This window comes from Ruminococcus sp., assembly GCF_024684275.1.
On the sequence record NZ_JAIKXF010000108.1, the window covers coordinates 1 to 19,384 of the forward strand.

General features: G+C 44.8%; 16 protein-coding genes. All 16 read right to left on the bottom strand.

Going from position 1 to position 19,384, the window contains the following annotated elements:
* Window positions 1-280 precede the first annotated feature (280 nt).
* The 16 genes from glgA to K5677_RS12645 all read right to left on the bottom strand — a co-directional run bounded on the left by glgA (window position 281) and on the right by K5677_RS12645 (window position 19,354).
* Complete coding sequence (glgA, locus tag K5677_RS12570) at window positions 281-1,702, bottom strand: glycogen synthase GlgA (protein WP_296728609.1); 1,422 nt, start codon at window positions 1,700-1,702, stop codon at window positions 281-283.
* Window positions 1,703-1,717: 15 nt separating this feature from the next.
* Window positions 1,718-2,839 (bottom strand): glucose-1-phosphate adenylyltransferase subunit GlgD, encoded by a 1,122-nt coding sequence (gene glgD, locus K5677_RS12575; protein WP_296728611.1) that lies wholly within the window; start codon window positions 2,837-2,839, stop codon window positions 1,718-1,720.
* Between the two features lie 14 nt (window positions 2,840-2,853).
* A complete protein-coding gene (locus K5677_RS12580; protein WP_296728613.1) occupies window positions 2,854-4,080 on the bottom strand; it encodes a glucose-1-phosphate adenylyltransferase in 1,227 nt (408 codons plus the stop codon).
* Between the two features lie 36 nt (window positions 4,081-4,116).
* Window positions 4,117-6,108, bottom strand: coding sequence for a 1,4-alpha-glucan branching protein GlgB (gene glgB, locus K5677_RS12585; protein ID WP_296728615.1), 1,992 nt, complete (start codon window positions 6,106-6,108; stop codon window positions 4,117-4,119).
* A gap of 245 nt (window positions 6,109-6,353) precedes the next feature.
* Complete coding sequence (locus K5677_RS12590; RefSeq protein WP_296728618.1) at window positions 6,354-8,588, bottom strand: SpoIIE family protein phosphatase; 2,235 nt, start codon at window positions 8,586-8,588, stop codon at window positions 6,354-6,356.
* Between the two features lie 137 nt (window positions 8,589-8,725).
* Entirely contained in the window at window positions 8,726-9,118 is a 393-nt protein-coding gene (locus K5677_RS12595; protein ID WP_296728620.1) for a bifunctional adenosylcobinamide kinase/adenosylcobinamide-phosphate guanylyltransferase, read from the bottom strand.
* 46 nt (window positions 9,119-9,164) lie between these two features.
* The gene (locus tag K5677_RS12600; protein ID WP_296728621.1) at window positions 9,165-9,686 is read right to left on the bottom strand and encodes a bifunctional adenosylcobinamide kinase/adenosylcobinamide-phosphate guanylyltransferase; all 522 of its coding nucleotides are present in this window, start codon (window positions 9,684-9,686) and stop codon (window positions 9,165-9,167) included.
* Between the two features lie 24 nt (window positions 9,687-9,710).
* Window positions 9,711-10,682 (bottom strand): cobalamin biosynthesis protein CbiG, encoded by a 972-nt coding sequence (locus tag K5677_RS12605; RefSeq protein ID WP_296728622.1) that lies wholly within the window; start codon window positions 10,680-10,682, stop codon window positions 9,711-9,713.
* Between the two features lie 25 nt (window positions 10,683-10,707).
* The gene (rsmA, locus tag K5677_RS12610) at window positions 10,708-11,559 is read right to left on the bottom strand and encodes a 16S rRNA (adenine(1518)-N(6)/adenine(1519)-N(6))-dimethyltransferase RsmA (protein ID WP_296728624.1); all 852 of its coding nucleotides are present in this window, start codon (window positions 11,557-11,559) and stop codon (window positions 10,708-10,710) included.
* Window positions 11,560-11,569: 10 nt separating this feature from the next.
* A complete protein-coding gene (locus tag K5677_RS12615; RefSeq protein WP_296728626.1) occupies window positions 11,570-11,833 on the bottom strand; it encodes a hypothetical protein in 264 nt (87 codons plus the stop codon).
* Between the two features lie 21 nt (window positions 11,834-11,854).
* Window positions 11,855-12,976: a hypothetical protein gene (locus K5677_RS12620; RefSeq protein WP_296728628.1), complete on the bottom strand. Its 1,122-nt coding sequence runs from the start codon at window positions 12,974-12,976 to the stop codon at window positions 11,855-11,857.
* Window positions 12,977-12,979: 3 nt separating this feature from the next.
* Window positions 12,980-14,578, bottom strand: a complete 1,599-nt coding sequence (locus tag K5677_RS12625; RefSeq protein WP_296728630.1) for an FAD-dependent protein — start codon at window positions 14,576-14,578, stop codon at window positions 12,980-12,982.
* Entirely contained in the window at window positions 14,575-15,816 is a 1,242-nt protein-coding gene (locus K5677_RS12630) for an aminoacetone oxidase family FAD-binding enzyme (RefSeq protein ID WP_296728633.1), read from the bottom strand. Before K5677_RS12630 ends, K5677_RS12625 begins: the two co-directional genes overlap by 4 nt.
* Window positions 15,817-15,821: 5 nt before the next feature.
* Window positions 15,822-16,685, bottom strand: a complete 864-nt coding sequence (locus tag K5677_RS12635) for a metallophosphoesterase (protein ID WP_296728635.1) — start codon at window positions 16,683-16,685, stop codon at window positions 15,822-15,824.
* The gene (locus K5677_RS12640; RefSeq protein WP_296728638.1) at window positions 16,685-17,605 is read right to left on the bottom strand and encodes a mechanosensitive ion channel domain-containing protein; all 921 of its coding nucleotides are present in this window, start codon (window positions 17,603-17,605) and stop codon (window positions 16,685-16,687) included. The genes K5677_RS12635 and K5677_RS12640 overlap by 1 nt, the downstream gene beginning before the upstream one ends.
* 222 nt (window positions 17,606-17,827) lie before the next feature.
* Complete coding sequence (locus K5677_RS12645; RefSeq protein WP_296728640.1) at window positions 17,828-19,354, bottom strand: nucleoside-diphosphate sugar epimerase/dehydratase; 1,527 nt, start codon at window positions 19,352-19,354, stop codon at window positions 17,828-17,830.
* Between the last annotated feature and the right edge of the window lie 30 nt (window positions 19,355-19,384).

Here is a 19,384-nt window from a genome sequence, read left to right on the forward strand (position 1 = left end):
CTGCCTTTCGCTTGGCTTTCCCTCACGCGACAGCTTTAATATTATATCACTATCTTTTTGGTTTGTCAAGCTTTTTCTTCAAATTTCTTTCAAGAATTTTTTCGCTTGACTCTCCTTGTCGGACAGTAAATATATTATAACACCACTTCCATGATTTGTCAAATCGAATATTCCCCAAATATTTTTCATATTTTTGTGTAAAAATACCAGCTGGTCAATAAATTCTCAAATGCCTCAGTATAATCCAGCCCGAAGACAATTGATCCCCGGGCTGAAAATCTTATTTGTTGGACAAAAGTTCTTTATATGTATTAATATACTCTTCCGCAGAAGTTGACCAGCTGTGGTCACACTCCATCGCTCGCTGCATAAGCTCTTCCCATTCAGCCTTGTCATTGTAGTCGTTCCAAGCGCGTTTTACAGCGTCAAGCATATCATTGGCATTGTAGGTCTTGAAAGTAAAGCCATTACCGTTTTCACCGCCATTATCGCGTACAGAGTCGCGGAGTCCTCCTGTCTCACGTACTATGGGTATTGTTCCGTATCGCATCGCTATCATCTGAGCAAGTCCGCAAGGCTCACTCTGAGACGGCATAAGGAACATATCTGCGCCTGCGTAGATCCTGTGAGACAGTTCGGGGATAAATCCTATATTAACCGAAACTCTTTCAGGATAACGCGCTCCCATTTCCGTAAAGAAATCCTCATATATTTTCTCGCCGCTTCCAAGAATTGCAAACTTGATGCCGTCGTGCACCATCTCCTCAAAAACGCAGCGAATAAGGTCAATGCCCTTATGTCTTACAAATCGTGTAACTATGCCGATTATCGGTTCATCGCCCTTAGCAAGACCAAGCTCCTCAATGAGAGCCTCCTTGCATTTATTCTTGCCTGCAAGTTTTTTTGCCGAGTAATTAGCTGCTATATACTTGTCCTTCTCCGGATCATAAAGCTTCGTATCGATACCGTTCATGATGCCGCGGAGCTTATACTGCTTTGTGACAAGTATCCTGTCAAGACCGTGAGCATACCACGGATCTAGGATCTCCCAGGCGTAGCTCGGGCTGACTGTGGTTATCATGTCACAGGTCTCGATAGCGCCCTTCATCATATTCACATAGCCGTCGTACTCGATAAGTCCTGCGTTATACATAGGTATTCCCATGAGTTCGCTGAGAACTTCCTTTCCGTACTTGCCCTGATATTCTATATTATGGATAGTATAGACTATCTTGATGCCGTCATAGCCCTGCTGATACTTATAATAAACGTTATAGTATACAGGTATCAGTGCAGTCTGCCAGTCGTTGCAATTAATTATATCGGGTGTAAACTTGATGTATTTAAGCATTTCAAGCACTGCTCTGTCAAAGAACACAAATCTCTCACAATCATCATAAAAGCCATAGAGACCGTCTCTTGAATAGTAGTACTCATTATCGATAAAATAGTAGGTTATCCCGTCCTTTATAGTCATAAATATCCCGCAGTACTGCTTGCGCCATGAAACGTCTACAGTTATATTGGTAAGAAATACCATTTTCTCGCGCAGCTCTGCACTTATGGATTTATAGAGAGGTATCACCACTCTGCAATCATGTTTTTTCGACTTTATAGCCTTCGGAAGGGAACCTGCTACATCTGCAAGACCGCCTGAGGCTGCAAAAGGTACAGCCTCACTGGCAGCAAATAGTATTTTCATATTAGATCACCGCCGTCAGATCTTACCGCCTTTTCCAATATACAGCGGGTATGTTTCCGAGCCTGTAAGCACCTTATCATTGCTTATCTCAACATTCTTGTCGGTGATTACAGATGAGATACTACAGCTCGTGCCTACCTTTGTGCCCTGTAAAAGAACACAATCCTTTACCACTGAGTCCTTGCCTACTCTTACGCCTCTGAAAAGGATAGAGTTTATAACAGTACCCTCTATTATACAGCCGTCTGCAATAAGCGAATCCTTGATATTGGACTCAAGACCGTACTTAACAGGACCGTTATCACCTATCTTTGTAAGAACAGGAAGTTCCTTTGTAAAAAGAGCGTTTCTCTTTTCTGTGTTAAGCAGGAGTCTGCTTGAATTATAATAATTCTGGATACTGTCTATCTTTGTAAAGAAGCCGTCATGCCTATAGCCCATTATCTTGAACTCTTCCTTCTTACCCTGTAGTATCTCTCGGGTAAAGCTGTACTGATTTCTGCTTGCTGCATCAGCAACTATTTTCTTCAGGAAGTCCTTTGTGATAATGCACATTTCCAGCCAGAGGTTACACTCACCTGATATCTGCGGATCTACCAGCGTGTCCTTCAGGCGTCCTTCGCCGTCAAATTCAAGGACAGTCGCGCAGTTGTTAGTTTCGCAGTTATAATATCCTCTGCTGTAAATAAGCGTAATATCCGCTTCTGTTTCCTTGTGCTGCTTGAGCACGGGATTGAAGTTTATCATAGTTACCACATCACAGTTTGACATGATAACATACTTAGCATTTGAATGCTCAACGTATCTCCAGATATTGTTGAGGGCATCAAGTCTGCCCCTATAGATGCTGCTCGTATGACTATAGGGCGGAAGGAGATGAAGTCCGCCTTTTTTACGGGCAAGATCCCAGTCACGTCCTGATCCGAGATGATCAAGGAGTGAACCGTAATTTGATTTCGTTATAACGCCTACCTCTGTCACTCCCGAATTAACAAAGCTTGATAACGGGAAGTCGATAAGGCGATAACGTCCCCCGAAAGGTATTGAACCCATTGTTCTCTGTTTTGTCAGCTCGCTGACATATGAATCATGCATACTTGCAAAGATAAGTCCCAAAACATTATAATTAACACTCATAGTACATTCCTCCGTCAGATATTTTCGCCGATGATCTGCTTAGGCTCAACCACCTTGTTTGCCGAAACAGTAACGTTATGTCCGACAACAGCGATGCCCCAGTCAGCCCTGTTATCCACAGATTCAGGACTTGTGCCGACACGCGCATGGCTCTCGATGACACTGTCGCTTCCGACGATGGCGTACTCAACAACTGCCCCTGATTTGATCACCGTACCGGGCATAATGATGCTGTAGTTCACAGTAGCCCCGGGTTCAATGGTAACGCCTGAGAAAAGTATTGAAAAATCGACTGTTCCGTCGATGGTGCTTCCCTCAGAGATCATTGAGTTCTCAATGCAGGCATTGTCACCCACATACTGAGGCGGATAGTTGTTGTTACGTGAATATATCTTCCAGTTAGGATCATAAAGATCAAGAGGAACGCTGGGGCTGAGAAGGTCCATATTAGCCTCCCACAGCGAATCGAGAGTTCCTACGTCCTTCCAGTAGCCTTCAAACTCGTATGCAAATAATCTCTGCTTGTCGCGGAGCATTGATGTAATAATGTCCTTGCCGAAGTCCTTTGACCACGGCTCTCCCTTCTCACGCTTCGCATTAGCTTCATTCTCATTATCAATGAGATATTTTTTCAGCTTTGCCCAGCTGAATACATAGATACCCATTGACGCAAGAGTAGACTTAGGCTCCTTTGGCTTCTCAACAAAGTCGGTTACCTGCTTCTGCTCGTCGCATATCATGATACCGAAGCGTGAAGCCTCTGCCTTTGGAACATCTATGACGGAGATAGTGCAGTCGGCGTTGTTTTCTACATGGAAATCCACCATTTTTGAGTAGTCCATTTTGTAGATATGATCGCCGCCGAGAACCACAACATACTCGGGATCATAGCGCTCGATAAAGCGGATATTCTGGTAGATCGCATTGGCAGTCCCCTCATACCATGAAGCACCCGCCTGTGTTTCATAAGGCGGAAGCACATGAACTCCGCCGTTCATTTTATCAAGGTCCCACGGCTGACCGTTTCCGATGTACTCGTTCAGTACAAGGGGCTGGTACTGGGTGAGAACGCCAACTGTATCTATACCAGAGTTGGTGCAGTTTGAGAGAGGAAAATCAATAAGGCGATATTTGCCGCCGTATGGAACTGCGGGCTTTGCCACGTTTTTAGTCAGTGCATAAAGTCTGCTGCCCTGACCGCCTGCAAGGAGCATTGCAACGACTCTTTTTTTACTATACATTGTTCTATACCTCCGGGAATAATGTTATATTTATTATTATTTTTCAGTAAGCTTTTTATCAGATGATGACTTCTTTGCAGTCACCTTTTTAGCTGTCTTAACAGTATTATCCTCTGTTTTCGGAGCTCTCTTCTTTACAGGTGCAAATTTGAGATAAATGACCGACAGCGGAGCAAGTGTCATGGAGATGCTGTTATCAAATCCGTGCATAGGCACCTTGTCTGATTTAAAGGAGCTCTCGGATATACCCGAGCCGCCAAATTCAACAGCATCAGTGTTGAAAATGAGCTTGTACCTGCCCTTCTGCGGAACACCGATCCTGTAATCACGGCGCTCAACAGGAACGAAGTTGCATACAGCGATTATCTCCTCACCGTTATCGTCGATACGTCTGAATGAAATAACACTCTGCTTGTAATCGTCGTTGGAGATCCAGCTGAAGCCGTTCCATGAGTCGTCATTCTGCCAGAGAGGAGCATTTTCAATATAGAATTTATTCAGCTTTTCAGAAAACTTCTGCAAGGTCCTGTGCGAATCATATTCCATAAGTCCCCAGTCAAGCTGTGACTTGTAGTTCCATTCGTTCATCTGACCGAATTCCTGTCCCATAAAGAGCAGCTTTTTTCCCGGGTGAGCCATCATATAAGCAAGAAACGCACGGTATGAAGCGAATTTCTGGTCATACTCACCGGGCATTTTATTTATCATGGAGCACTTCCCATGAACTACCTCATCATGAGAGATAGGAAGGATATAGTTCTCCGAAAACGCATAAAAGAATGAGAATGTGAGCTTATCATGGTTAAATGCACGATAAATAGGATCAAGCGACATATAGCTGAGCATATCGTTCATCCAGCCCATATTCCACTTGAAATTAAAGCCAAGACCGCCTAAATCTGTAGGCTTTGTTACCAGCGGCCATGCAGTTGATTCCTCGGCAATCATCAGAGCGTCGGGATGCTTGCTGAATACAGCTTCGTTAAGATGTCTGAGGAACTCTACAGCCTCAAGATTCTCATTGCCGCCGTAAATATTTGCAGCCCACTCGCCGTCGCGTCTGTCATAGTCAAGATACAGCATTGAAGCTACTGCGTCAACTCTCAGACCGTCGATGTGGAACTCATCAAACCAGTAATTTGCACTGGAAATGAGGAAAGAGCACACCTCTGCCTTGCCATAGTCAAAAACTCTTGTCCCCCACGCCTTATGCTCTTTTTTGCGGTCATCTGTATACTCATAGCAGCAGGTGCCGTCAAACTCATACAGGCCTGACTCGTCCTTTGGAAAGTGAGCGGGTACCCAGTCAAGGATAACCCCTATACCTGCCTCATGGAAGAGGTCTATCATTTTTCTCATATCATCCGGAGTTCCATAGCGTGAAGTAGGTGCAAAATAGCCTGTTACCTGATATCCCCACGAACCATCATAGGGATACTCTGTAAGCGGCATGAACTCTACATGGGTGTATGACATTTTCTTGAGATAAGGGATTATCTCCTTTGCAAATGTGACATAATCAAGGTAAACATCATTTCCGTAGTTCTTCCACGAGCTGAGGTGCACCTCATAGATATTCACAGGACTTTTATATATACTTTCGGTGTTCTTTTCCTTGAACCATTTATCATCGCTCCACTCAAAGCTGCTCTCAAATATCTTGGAAGCAGTTCCCGGACGAGTTTCAAAATGAGCAGCATACGGATCAGCCTTGTTGACTATCCTGCCGTCTTTAGTTTCAATGCTGAATTTATATGCGTCAAATTGGCTGAGCTTTCCTATCTCAGCCTCCCATATACCGTCAGAAATAAGCTTCATCGGGTTCTTTGTCCTATCCCATTTATTAAAATCTCCGACAACAGATACGCTTACAGCATTAGGAGCCCAAACTCGGAAAATAAAAACCTTGCTTCGACCTTTTTTCATAGAGTGAACGCCAAAAAACTTATACGCTTCGTAGTTTTTTCCCTGGTAAAAAAGGTACAGCGGAAATTCGTTTGTATTATTGTTATTTTTGTTTACAGACATGATTCAGCCTCCTTTGCTATAATACATTTTATCAGAATCAGCAGAATTATTCAAGCTTTTTTATGAAATACGCTCAAATTTCATACGTTATGCTAATATTACAATGACTTATTAGTGCAATTTGACGTATTGTTTCTTGATTTTATTTGCATACTCTTGTTAAAATGCACAGCAAATGTCACCAAATCGGCTGCTCAGTATGACATTTGAGTTAATATTTTGTTCACAAAATCAATATCTTATTATTATGACCTTCTGACTCTGACTCCGATAACAGTTACATCATCGGCATGGATATTATGATTGAACACCTCGGATTTCGCACATATTTCATCAACGATATGTCTCAGGTCATCACCGCCGAGAAGCAGCTCCTTGATGAACGGAAAGGAGCTTTCAGAGACACCGTCTGAGAACATGATGACAATATCTCCCTCCTCAAAATCGCACTCTCTGACAAATATCTCTGAGCTCTCATAAATGCCTATGGGAAAGGTCGGGGAGGTTATCTTCAGCACACTTCCCCGATGACGGATAAGGGTTGCAGCTGCACCTGATTTTATTACTGTAAGCCCACATTCATCAAGGTCTATGCGTACTGCATCAAGAGTAGCAAAGCTCTCGTCCTGAGACTTTGTCACCATCAATGAATTTATAAGCTTTATCGCCGAGCCGAACTCGACTCCGCTCGTCACAAGGCGCCTGAAAAGCTCAACTACAAGACGAGACTGAGCAGCAGCGTCCCTTCCTGTTCCCATTCCGTCGGAGAGCAGTACATATGCCGTACCCTCTCCGTCATAGAATACCGTATGTGTGTCTCCGTTTTGTCCTGAGCTGTCAGCACACGACGCAGCAGCAGCTACCTCGATGGAGTATGCTGTCTTTTCAAAAATACGCATTCGTATCTCATTTCCTGAACGAACTGGCTCTGTGCAGACAAGCTGCAAATGCAGCTCGTCTGCGGCAAGGTCACATACCCTTGTACTGCTCTCGGGAGCACAGTCCGCAGAAAAATATATCTCTGCCAACAAACGATTTTTGCTGTTGTAGCAGGCTATTACCGTCTGAGGCACTATACCGAATTTTTCAAGCTTTTTTCTGATGCTTCGGCTGATATTCTCAGAATAAGTGACGTCTAACTTTTCCCCTGCTGAGCGAACCAGCTCCTCAGTGATTTTCAGCTGCTCATGAAGTATGCTCCTGCTCTCTGAAAAACGCATTTCCATGAGCCTTGCCGCAGCTTTTTCGTGTGAGCTTTTCGCAAATGCGTCAAGGAGCTCTCCCTTGTGAAGACAATCTTCAAGCTCATAAGGAAAACTCTCTGCGGCAAACTCGGTCAACTCTGAAAGCTTTGAAAAGCCCAGGTAGGTATTGCCTTTATCGGACTTCCAGCAAAATGGCTTTCGATAGCACATTGAGCATACCCTCTCACAGTTTTGCTCTATCTCTTTTTTTCTGTCGCCGCCAACAGCAAGAATTCTTGTTATTTTCTCCGATTCTGTGCGAAGCTCCTTTACTGTTTGTGAAAGGAAGTCCATTCGCGTTGCGATAATATCGTAAAATGGAGTTTTTTCGCCGCTTATTCTGATCCATTTATCGGAAAAAAGCTGTGACAATGGAATGAAAGCAAAAGCACCGCCAAAAATGTCGATCATCCTGTCAAAGCTGCTCATTGAAAGCCCTGCCAGCGCAGTAAGGATAAAATTTATTGCCGCAAAGCCCAATGCCGCAGTCTGTACCTTTTGTCTGCGCAGAAAGCCTGTAAGAAGACCGGCAGCAGGCAAAATAACTATATCCATGCCTACTGTTCTTGAAGCAAGAAATGCTCCGCAGACAGTAAGTGTACCGCATATCACGCCCCCGGTCTGCCTATAGTAATATGCACCGCCAAGAGTTACTGCCGAACCCAGTATCACACCTATGTTCAGCGCAGGCAGATTTACCGCGCATAGCGCAGAGATAAAAACTATATATGCCACCGTACAGGCAAAGCCTCCCGTACCGGAAAGATCAATAGCTTTTCGGCGTTTCATACCTGCTATCATAAGTGCCGCAGAATACGCTGCAAATCCTGCAACAGCACCGTACAGCAAATAAAACGGCAGCTTATACAGCAGCTCGCCTATAACTGCCGAAACAGCTGTTCCCGAGGCAAGAACGCTTACAAACGTGTTGATACCGCACAGCTTCGGATCGTTTTTCGGCTCAAGGAACATTTTTATCATTACGATGATCGCAAGAGCCGATAGCTTCACAATATTATGTCCGACTGTACCGCTGAGTATACTTCGCACAAGACTTCCTGTGAAAACCGCGGCTGAGGAAGTAAGCCCAACTGCTCCTGCCGCTGAAATATCCGCAAAGGACGCGATCCCTGCGATCTTTGCGTCCGAAAGAAAGAAGCCGGCTGCAAATGATGCTGAAAATGCCGCTGCTGTCCTGAAATATTTCCATGATATTATCTTTTTTATAATCATCATTGACATCACCTCACAAAAATATACTATACCATGTGAAAGGCGCATTTTCTGTCATTATTTGCCGCAAAACCGCTCGTTTCAAGTCACTTTTTGAAATAATAAAAAAAGCTGTGCACTGCACAGCTTAGTTCTGTATTTTATTTGCCGCCGCCCTTGATATAAACAGGCAGACCACAGGTAACTCTTATTACCTCATCACTTCTTTTTGCAATGATACAGCCGCATTTGCCTGTTATCTCACGGCGCTTTCGCTCGGACTTTTCCGAAGGTATTATTCCGCAGCCTATCTCATCGAGTATGATTATAGCCTCCTTATTTTCAGCGCACAGACGCTCTGTGAACTGTACACAGTCAACACCCTGAGCAATAAGCCTTGCAATAAACCTGTGATAGCTCTTTATGCACTTAGCGCTGAATACTTCATCAAAATCACACGTAGAACCGTTAGCTATATCCGTGTTTTTCAGTCCAAAACGTGAACATACGTATTCCAGCTTTCCCTGATATGCTCCTCCTGTTACCATTATCATATCAAATAACCTCCACGATATATTGCTGCGTTTTTACAGCTTATCATCAAAGAACCACAGAGCCCTTCAGGGCTACGGGAACTCCGTAAACACATTCTATGACATTATCGGCAAATAAGGCGATCTTCCTGCTTATCTCGCCCATTTCCTTTACATATTGCATAAGCTCGGGAGAATAGTTTATCCCGTCCATGCCTATCTCATTAGCAACTATAACAAGCTCAGAAGCCTTTGCGCCGATAAGCTCCAATCCTGAGACTATCTTATCCACGGTGCGAAATATCCTGCCGTCAACAAACATCTCATTGGCACAGAGCTTTCCTATCTCCTCAACAAGCACTGCACTTCCTATAGGTATATCAGCATATGCTATATCCCGCGGACACTCTATTGCAGCATATTTCTTCTGGGTATGCATCTTCATGTGCTTTGCAATGACCTCTTGTGCGTCATCGCCTACGGGGTTACTCGTTGCAATGTAGTACTTAGGGCAGCTGAGTCTGTCTATCAGTTTCTCGGCATACCCTGATTTTCCGCACTTTGTTCCGCCTGTCACAAGGGTTATCATACTCGCACACACCTTTCATGGGCTTCAGCTCTTTCTCTCAAAATCAAGAAATACAGGAGCCTCTGCAGCCGCAATATTTATTCCGTTATGTTCATTTTCTCCTATGATGAGCTTACCGCCGCTGCACATCACAGCCATTTCCTCACACATAGCTTTGCCGCTGTCAGATTCAGCAGATCCGCATATTCTCAAAGAAATACTATTTTTTTCACAGAAGCATTTAAGCTCAGGTACTTCATCTTCTGAAATAATATCACGTATGCGCCTTATATCTATCCCTTCAAGACTTTCATACACAGCCTTTTCTATAGCCTCCGCAGAAGTCTCTGCTGAACATTCTATGCCAAGAACTATATTCTTGGGAATAAGATTTACCGTGACATCAAATGGTTTCACATCGGTTTCAGCATCAACACAGATGCCTGTCCTGCACACACCGAACTCAGTCAGCTCTTCAGGCAGTCCGCTATGCCTGTAATTACTGAAAAAGCCTATCTTCTCGTCGTGAAGTACAGCTGCCGATACTTCTTTAGCCGCCTTGCTGTCGCATATTATCAGATCATTTGCAGCTGCAAAGCGCTCCAGAGAAAAGCTGACCGTATCTTCCTCTGACGAAGTTATTACAGCGGTAACGCCAAGAGAATCTGCCAATACCTCAGCAAGATGGTTAGCTCCGCCTATACGCCCCGAAAGAACAGGTATAACGAAATGTCCGCTGTCGTCCATGACTATTATTGCAGGATCATCGGGCTTAGTGCCAAGATATGGCGCAGAAGCACGAACTGCTATCCCACAGGCGCACACAAAAATAAATGCATCGGAACGCTCGAACAGACGGCCTACCATGCTGCCCATATTCCAGAAAACTGCCGCATTATCGTCGGTATGCTTGTGAAAGCAGTAACGGCTCACCCTATGATCTGCACCAAGAGCTTCCGCCACACGCATGGAAAGCTGCCTGCCGTTTTCAGTGACAGAAAAAACTGCTATATTCATTAAATCCAGCCTTTCAGATTTAAGATTATTTTTGAAGCTCTGCCGAAAAAGCTATAAGCTGCTCCATATCAAGCTGCTCGATACGTGCAGCCTCGGGCAGTCCAAGCTCTTTCAGAGCCGAATACACTTTTTCTTTTGGTAAGCCCATAACAGAGGAAAGAGAGTTTGCAAGAGTTTTTCGACGCTGTGAAAAGCCTGCCTTGACGACCTTGAAGAAGAAGTGTTCGCTTTCCTCGTCAAGCCTGTGCTCAGTATTCAGGTCTATCCTTATAACTGCCGAATCCACATTAGGCGCAGGCATAAAGCTGCCCCTTGATACGTCAAAGAGCTTCTTGACCGTACCGTAGTAATTTACTCCCACGGTGATAGCCCCCGAATCACGTGTACCCACCTTTGCGCAAAGGCGCTGCGCAGCCTCCTTCTGCACCATTACCGTTATGGATTCGATAGGAAGTCTGTTCTCCAGCAGCATCATGATTATGGGAGATGTAATGTAGTATGGCAGATTTGCGCATACCGCTACCCTGAGTCCGCTGAACTCATCGTCAATAAGCTTATGAAGATCGCATTTCATCACGTCTTCATTGATTATTTTTACGTTGTCGAAATCCTCAAGAGTCTCTGCAAGGATCGGAAGAAGTCTTGCATCGATCTCCACAGCCGTTACCTTGTCTGCACGTTTAGCAAGCTCAGCTGTCAGAACGCCGATACCTGTACCGATCTCAAGTACGCCGAAGCCCTCCTGTGCATTGCCGTTTTCAGCTATTTTAGGGCATATATCGGGATTGACGATAAAATTCTGTCCCAGCCCCTTCGAGAAGCTGAATCCGTGCCGAGCAAGTATATCCCTGACTGTGCCGATATTAGTTAAATTCATTTATTTCTCCTTAGACCTTGTGACGTTTCTTTTCTGAAAACTCCTTTTGCTTTGCGTCGTTGAGCTTTTCCATTGAGTTCACAAGGTAATCAGCTGAGCGGTAGGCTCTCTGAAAATCCGTGTCCTTAAAGTGTACCTGCAAATCGACAAATTCGCCGTCTATAATTATATCCAGCTCGCCTATCTGTCTTCCGACGTATTTCTGTCCTGCGTACTTTATGTACTCATCGATCTCGCGTCTGTCCATTTCTCCGCCAATTACATTGATCTTCATATTAAGCCTCCTTATAATTTTTTATTTTAGTATGATAAGATTATCCGCAAATGAAGCCTTTGCGATGACTTTTTCCTCTCCGCCGTTTTCAATAAGGATTATCTCCTTACCGTTTGAATAAACTATCCCCTCATCGCTGAAGGTATAGTCAAGCACACCCTTTCTTATAACAGTTTCACTGCCGTCGGGAGCTTTCTTGACAAGTACTCTGCTTCTCGGCAGTATACTTGGATTTTTGTCACCTGACTCTGCATTTTCCTTTTCGTTTTTCTCAGCTTCAAGAAGCCTTCCCTCAAAGTAAAGCTCTCGCGGAGACTTATTCTTTGTCTTGACATCGCCTCTCTGCTGATTTTTTCTCAGAGGCTCACCGCCGAATAGTACACTGAATGCATTAAGAAAACCGACTATAGCCTTGATAAGTCTCAAAGGGAAAAGAAGTACAGATTTCAATATAGGTTCTTTTTGAGGTTTAGACTCTTTGTATGGCTGACGAATGAAATAGTAATTGCCGTCTGAATCATTTTTCGGCTTTATGAGGTCGTTTTCCTCCTCAGCAAAAAGCTCGTCCATTCTGCCTGCTTCAGTGTCCACAGCTATGATTGAGCTTGGTGAAACACCGCTGTAGCCGTCCATTACAAAGCCTACAGTAGAGCACAGTATCCTGTTGTCGTCAGCAGACCAGAAAGGATAGCTCTCTGCGGACGGACCGTCGGTTATCTCATCATAGTCTCCGCGTTCATCGAATACCGCGAGATGATCGTTCATGATAGCGGCAATTTTGCCGTCCCGAAAGCAGATATGGCTTATCCGGCTGTTCATTCCCGTGTAGATATGTCCCTCGGGAGCTTTCGGCACGTCGGCATTTTTCCTGTATATAGCGCCCATTTCTCCAAATACAGCCGAATAGAGGAAACCGTTATCAACAGGTGTAATACCAAAAATGTGTGTATTTTTTGAAGCGTCCTCATAGTGCTCAACAGCTCCCATGAATTCAGCACCTCTGCCGCTGTGCTTCCATGCCTTGTTCTTGTTTATCTCATTGACCGTATCCGCGTACTTATCAGCTCTTTCACACGGAAGCTGACTGACCTTTCCATTATTGCAGATATACATTGCGCCCTTTGAAAGATATGCTATCTTCATAATTTATTCCTCACAAATTTCCATTCTTTGACAGACAGCCTCCGCGCATTTCATGCCGTCAACTGCCGCAGAAATAATACCTCCTGCATAGCCTGCACCCTCGCCGCAGGGAAATAGTCCCCTCAGCGACAGAGACTGCATATCCTCCCCCCTGTTTATGCGCACAGGAGAGCTGCTTCTGCTCTCTATTCCTGTCAGGACTGTATCACCGTCATCAAAGCCCTTTATTTTCTTTCCCATTTCGGTTACTCCCATTTTAAGTGACTGACACACGAAATCGGGAAGAAAATCTTCGGGAGCTGCAAATCTCACACCGGGACGATATGAAGGCTTTACTCTGCCGAAGCTCTCGCTGACGCGCCCCTCCATGAAATCACGAAGGACCGCCGCAGGTGCGTGATAATCACTGCCGCCTGCCTTGAAAGCTTTTTCCTCAAGTTCACGCTGAAAGTACATTCCAGCCAAAGGGTGGTCGCTGCCGTAATCCTCGGGACCAACATTTACGAGGAGAGCGCTGTTGGAATTCTCAGCGTCACGGGCAAAACAGCTCATGCCATTGACAGCAAGCCTGCCCTCCTCAGAAGAAGCAGCCACAACATAGCCTCCCGGGCACATACAAAACGTGTAGAGTGTGCGCCCGTTGGGAAGATGTACAGCCAGCTTGTAATCGGCAGCTTTCAATGCTTTATGCCCTGCAAAATCGCCATACATTGCTTTGTCTATATCGGTGCGCAGGTGCTCCGCACGAACTCCCACAGAAAAGCTCTTCTGTGAAAGTGAAATATCATTTTTATAAAGCAGCTCAAAAACGTCCCTTGCACTGTGACCTGTTGCAAGAATGACACTTTTCGTATCGATTGAGTATTTTTTTTCCTCTTTTGCATACTTGACCGCGGATATGGAGCCGTTTTCGGCTTCAAAGCCGCAGAATTTAGCATTGAATATTACCTCTCCGCCGAGAGCTGTAACTCTCTCTCTCAGCGACTTTACAGCTCCGCGGAGCTTATCTGTGCCGATATGTGGCTTTGCAAGATACAGTATCTCATCGGGAGCTCCGAACTCCACAAGCCTTTCAAGTATCCAGCCGATACGCCTGTCCTTGATGCCTGTTGTCAGCTTGCCGTCGGAAAATGTACCTGCTCCGCCCTCGCCGAACTGCACATTGCACTCGGTATCGAGCCTTCCGCCTGACTGAAATTCTTCAACTGCCTTTACTCGTGAGTCCACATCACCGCCTCTTTCGAGGACTACAGGCTTTGCACCTGCCATTGCAAGAACAAGTGACGCAAACATACCGGCAGGTCCGAAGCCGACAATAACAGGACGATACTTCATATTTGTAACAGCGGTTATATTATATAACGGCTTTTCGTATTTTAAGGCATTTTTCAGCGTTTTCAGAAGCTTTTCCTCGCTCTTTGCCTCAATATCCAGTGATATTAGAAAATGAACGTCGCTCTTTTTTCTTGCGTCAACGGACTTTTTTGCAAGTCTTACGCTTATAAGTCTTTCACGGTTTATTTTAAGCTTCTTAACACATATTTCTTCAAGCTTTGAAAAGTCTGTATCAAGTGAAGTTCTGATACCTCCGACTCTTATCATAAGAGCTCTCCTCTCAGAGAATTTGCACAGCATCTGCCTGCCATGATACCTGATGACCACGCCCACTGAAGATTGTAGCCGCCGCAGTCACCGTCAACGTCCAGTATCTCGCCGCAGAGGAATATGCCCTTAGCGCCTCTCAGCTGGAGCTGCTCATCTACACAGTCGCCGCTTATTCCTCCGGACGTTACCTGTGCTTCTTTCCATGACGCACTGCCGAGAACTTCAAAGTCCAGATTCTTAATAAGCTGTGCTATAGTTCGCAGGTCGGCTTCTTTAAGAGCTGAGATCTGTTCTGTAAGCGGCTTTCCAAGAGCGCGTTTCGTAAGATAAAATGCCAGATTACGGACAAATAGTCCTGTAAGGAGCTCCTCTAAGGTACAATTGCTGCGCTGATACTGGATTATACGGAGATAACCCACAAGCTGCTCAGTATCCATATCAGAAGCAAGGTCAAGACGAAGCGTCAGCTTGCCATCGTATTTCGAGATAAGATGAGCCATATTGAAAACGCAGATACCCGACAGAGCACTCTCGGTGAACTGTATCTCTCCTGTTTCCTCCTTGAGTATCCTGCCAGCGGAAATAGCCGTTACCCTTCCCTTTGCGCGGACTCCCTTCAGTCCCTTGAGAAGCTCGGGGCGGACTCGCAAAGGCGCTACAGCAGGGCATATCTTCGTCGTATGACAGCCATTGCTGCGGAGAAGCCTTATTACGCTTCCGTCAGTTCCGAACTGCGGAGCTGCATAACCGCCTGCTGCAACGATAACACGCTTGCAGGGATACTTCTCACCCTTTTCTGAAGATATTCTGAAGCAGTTTGGCGTACTTTCTATGAAATTCGCCTCAAAGCCGCATCGCTCAATGATACCAAGCTCCTGAGCACGTAAACGGAGAGCATTCAGAACCGTTGCTGCGCTGTTGCTGCGCGGATATATCCTTCCCTTTGAATCAGCAGAGCAGACAACACCAATACTGCCGAAGAATTCCTTAGCCATAGGAGTCCCGTTGATTATGCGCATGATGTTTTTCACACTGCCATGATAATGCTGCGGACTCATATCCGTATTGCTGAGATTACATCTGCCGTTTCCTGTTGCAAGGAGCTTCTTGCCTACACGGTCAAGCTTTTCAAGGATAACGACTCTTGCCTTCGGCATGACGTTTTTTGCCTCGATAGCAGCTGCAAGTCCCGACGCGCCGCCCCCTATAACAGCGATATCTGTGATTTTACTCATATGTTTCACCCCTTTGGTCTTATATCCATAATGACTACTTCGGGACGGTTGTTGAAACGCACAGGTGCAGGATAGACTCCTATACCCGAGGTAATGAACATCGTTCCGCCCTCATAGTCAAAGAAACCCTTGTCATATATTTTCTCTTTCTTGTGGAGAAGCTTCGGCAGCCAAAGCTTTTTATCCGAACAATACAGCGGACCTCCGCCGAAAGGCAGCTGCGCCATTTCGCCGTGTGTATCTCCGCAAAGCGTAAGGTCTGCGCCGAATTCTGCAAATTTTTCATAATTCGGGATATGTGCAAGCAGAATATTATAACTGCTGTCGTCAAGAGAAAAAGCTGTATTCAGGTCAAATGTCGGACTGTAATACACATTATCGATCCCCATTATATGGAGTCTGCTGCCATTGACATCAACCGTCTCCTCATCATAGCTGAGAACATGGGCTCCTGCCTTACCGAGCTCGGAAATATACCGCTCGTCGGTATCGTGCTCACCTGTAACGCAGTACACGGGATAGCCTGCTGACACTAAGTCTCTGGTAAGATCTATGGGCTTCTGTATCAGCTCCCACTCACTTTTTCTGGTATACATATCACCAAGCATAAAAACAATGTCAGGTGAAGCGTCTTTAATACTCTGCACAATGGTATCATTCTTTATGCCGTGCTTTGTGGCGTGCTGGTCACTGATGACCGCAAATCTGACCTTGCTGCTGACTTTTTCGGAGGTAATGGAGGTCTCTGTATTTTTCAGCGTGAAATTATTCAGCCACCATATTCCGAGCAATATCAGTATCCACAGCCATAAATGAGATTTTTTCTCTGCTTTTTTTGCAGAAGCTTTTTTCTGCTTGTTTTCAGCCATTAGTTCTTATCCTTTACGTGAATATCCAGCTGTGGGAACGGTATCTCAATGCCGTTCTCATCAAAGGCAGCCTTCACTGCCTCATTCATATTGTATCGCTCTGTGAGATAATCTGCATTGTTTACCCAGACGAGAACATCAATGGAGATCGAGCTGTTATTATGACCGCTCATGCGAACTATCGGCTCGGGAGTTTTTAGTATCAGCTTCTCATTCGATATAATATCAAGGATCAGATCATGTGCCTTGCTGAAATCAGCACTGTAGCTTATATCGAATGTAAGATCAATACGTCTTGTGGGAGTCTCGGTGTAATTGATTATCTTGGCGTCAGTCACCTTGCCGTTTGGTATAAATATCGTCTTGTTGTCAAACGTTACTATCTTAGTGTAAAATATCCCGATGTCACGGACTGTTCCGACTGATTCTTCAAGCTCTATGATGTCGCCTGCAACGAAAGGCTTAGTAAAAAGTATGATAAAACCGCCGCTGAGATTTGAAAGACAGCTTTGCAGCGCAAGGCTGATAGCAAGACCTGCTGCACCAAGTATGGTTATAATTGATGACATAGGAACGTTCAGCACCGACAGTGCCATGATTATGACTGCAATATAGAGAATTATCTTTATCAGCGATACAAGAAAGCTTTTAGCCGCACCGTTTACATTAGATTTTGAGACTGCCTTGCCCACTATCTTTGCAATGAGCTTTGAGATAAGTATGCCCACTATAAGAATAACAAGAGCTATTATTACAGTAGGTAGTACCTTCTGTATATAGCCAAGTCCGTCATTGAAAAGTCCCGAGGTCTTTTCTACGGATTCCTGAATACTTCCGATGACCTCATTTGTTGTGTCAGCCGAAGCCTCCGCAGTAATTATATCCGAAGCCTCTTCAGTAAGGCTGTAAAAAGATGTCAAAATATCATCATCTCCAGAAAAAAATGATTAATCATAAATAATTATAACATATATGCTTCGGAATAGCAAGCTGCGCGGCATAAATTTTTCTGCTCTGCAATACTTTTTACGCGAAAAAGACTGGGGCTGCCGCCGCTTATCATATACAAGATACGCAAAAAATTTTACAATAATTACAACGTAAAAATGCACCGAAGCACAAACTCCGATGCATTTATATCATTATTCGGTTACTTTGCTCTTTTCTCTCTGCCTTCTGTTGAACTCCTCGGGAGTAATGAATGTAGGCACCATTTCGTGAAGAGCAGTTATTGCTACATCTTCATCATTAAGCTGTGCAGCATCTCTGAGCTTTTTAAGACGTGAAGCAAAATGCTCCTCGTCGATATCTATCTGCTTGCCTATGAAAATGAGCTTATTTGAGGTCTTTTGCAGCCCCTCCTCGTCCATAAGCAGCTCTTCCTTTATCTTCTCGCCGGGGCGGAGCCCTGTAAATACGATAGGAACATCTTTATAAGGCACCTTGCCGTACATTCTGATAAGATTCTCGGCAAGAGTAACTATCTTTACAGGCTGTCCCATATCAAGAACGAATATCTCGCCGCCGTGAGCAATTGCAGCAGCCTCCATAACAAGGCTTACAGCCTCGGGGATAGTCATAAAATAGCGTATAATGTCCTCATGTGTAACAGTTACTGGCTTGCCCTGCTCTATCTGCTTCTTGAAAAGAGGGATAACAGAACCGTTTGAGCCGAGTACATTTCCGAAACGGGTAGTTACGAACTCAGTTGTACCCTCATGCTGCTGAGAAAGATACTGAACTATCATCTCACAGCAGCGCTTTGAAGCGCCCATAGCATTAGTGGGGTTTACAGCCTTATCTGTAGATATCATAACGAACTTCTTTACATCATGATACTGCGCAAGAGTAGCCACATTGAATGTTCCTATGACATTATTCTTGATAGCCTCCATGGGAGAAGCCTCCATAAGCGGTACGTGCTTATGTGCAGCGGCATGGAAAACTATCTCAGGCTTGTACTTCTCAAATATCTGGTTCATACGGTAATAATCACGAACAGAAGCTATAAGAGTCACAAGGCGGAGATTTTCACCGTACTCCATAACAAGCTCCTGCTGTATCTCGTAGGCATTATTCTCGTAAATATCAACGATAATTATCTGATCAGGGTTATATTTAGCTATCTGACGGACAAGCTCTGAGCCGATGCTTCCGCCGCCGCCTGTTACCATACATCTTTTGCCGCTGATGAAATTTCTTATATCCTTATTATCGAACTTGATAGGATCGCGTCCGAGGAGCTCCTCCACCTTTATATCGTGTACCTGACCAAGCAGAGTTGCCGAATCATCAAGGATAAGAGTACCTATGAAAGGAACTATCTTGAGGGGCAGCTTAGTCTCGTTGCATATGTCAATGACAGCTTTGCGTTCATCAGAAGTAAGTGACGGGATAGCAAGAATAAGCTGCTCTATCTCCAACTCCTTAGCGTATTTTACGATATCATCTTCTCGTCCAACGACCTTGACCCCCATTATCTCCTTTCCGACCTTTTTGAAATCGTTGTCGATAATGCACACAGGATTGAACTGAGCCGAATACTTATCATCGGTATACGGCGACTTCTGAGCGTTGAATATCTCCTTGAGAAGCATTTCACAGGCTACGCCGCCGCCTATTATCATAGTTCTCTTGGCGCACTCGCAGTAATTAATTTCCGAACTCACAATAAACCTCCCTAATTCCGCTTACAGCGG

Bases quoted from the DNA above. Each gene is read 5' to 3' on its own strand.
- glgA (WP_296728609.1), bottom strand. From the start codon at position 1,702: ATGAAAATACTATTTGCTGCCAGTGAGGCTGTACCTTTTGCAGCCTCA.
- glgD (WP_296728611.1), bottom strand. From the start codon at position 2,839: ATGAGTGTTAATTATAATGTTTTGGGACTTATCTTTGCAAGTATGCAT.
- K5677_RS12580 (WP_296728613.1), bottom strand. From the start codon at position 4,080: ATGTATAGTAAAAAAAGAGTCGTTGCAATGCTCCTTGCAGGCGGTCAG.
- glgB (WP_296728615.1), bottom strand. From the start codon at position 6,108: ATGTCTGTAAACAAAAATAACAATAATACAAACGAATTTCCGCTGTAC.
- K5677_RS12590 (WP_296728618.1), bottom strand. From the start codon at position 8,588: ATGATGATTATAAAAAAGATAATATCATGGAAATATTTCAGGACAGCA.
- K5677_RS12595 (WP_296728620.1), bottom strand. From the start codon at position 9,118: ATGATAATGGTAACAGGAGGAGCATATCAGGGAAAGCTGGAATACGTA.
- K5677_RS12600 (WP_296728621.1), bottom strand. From the start codon at position 9,686: ATGATAACCCTTGTGACAGGCGGAACAAAGTGCGGAAAATCAGGGTAT.
- K5677_RS12605 (WP_296728622.1), bottom strand. From the start codon at position 10,682: ATGAATATAGCAGTTTTTTCTGTCACTGAAAACGGCAGGCAGCTTTCC.
- rsmA (WP_296728624.1), bottom strand. From the start codon at position 11,559: ATGAATTTAACTAATATCGGCACAGTCAGGGATATACTTGCTCGGCAC.
- K5677_RS12615 (WP_296728626.1), bottom strand. From the start codon at position 11,833: ATGAAGATCAATGTAATTGGCGGAGAAATGGACAGACGCGAGATCGAT.
- K5677_RS12620 (WP_296728628.1), bottom strand. From the start codon at position 12,976: ATGAAGATAGCATATCTTTCAAAGGGCGCAATGTATATCTGCAATAAT.
- K5677_RS12625 (WP_296728630.1), bottom strand. From the start codon at position 14,578: ATGATAAGAGTCGGAGGTATCAGAACTTCACTTGATACAGACTTTTCA.
- K5677_RS12630 (WP_296728633.1), bottom strand. From the start codon at position 15,816: ATGAGTAAAATCACAGATATCGCTGTTATAGGGGGCGGCGCGTCGGGA.
- K5677_RS12635 (WP_296728635.1), bottom strand. From the start codon at position 16,685: ATGGCTGAAAACAAGCAGAAAAAAGCTTCTGCAAAAAAAGCAGAGAAA.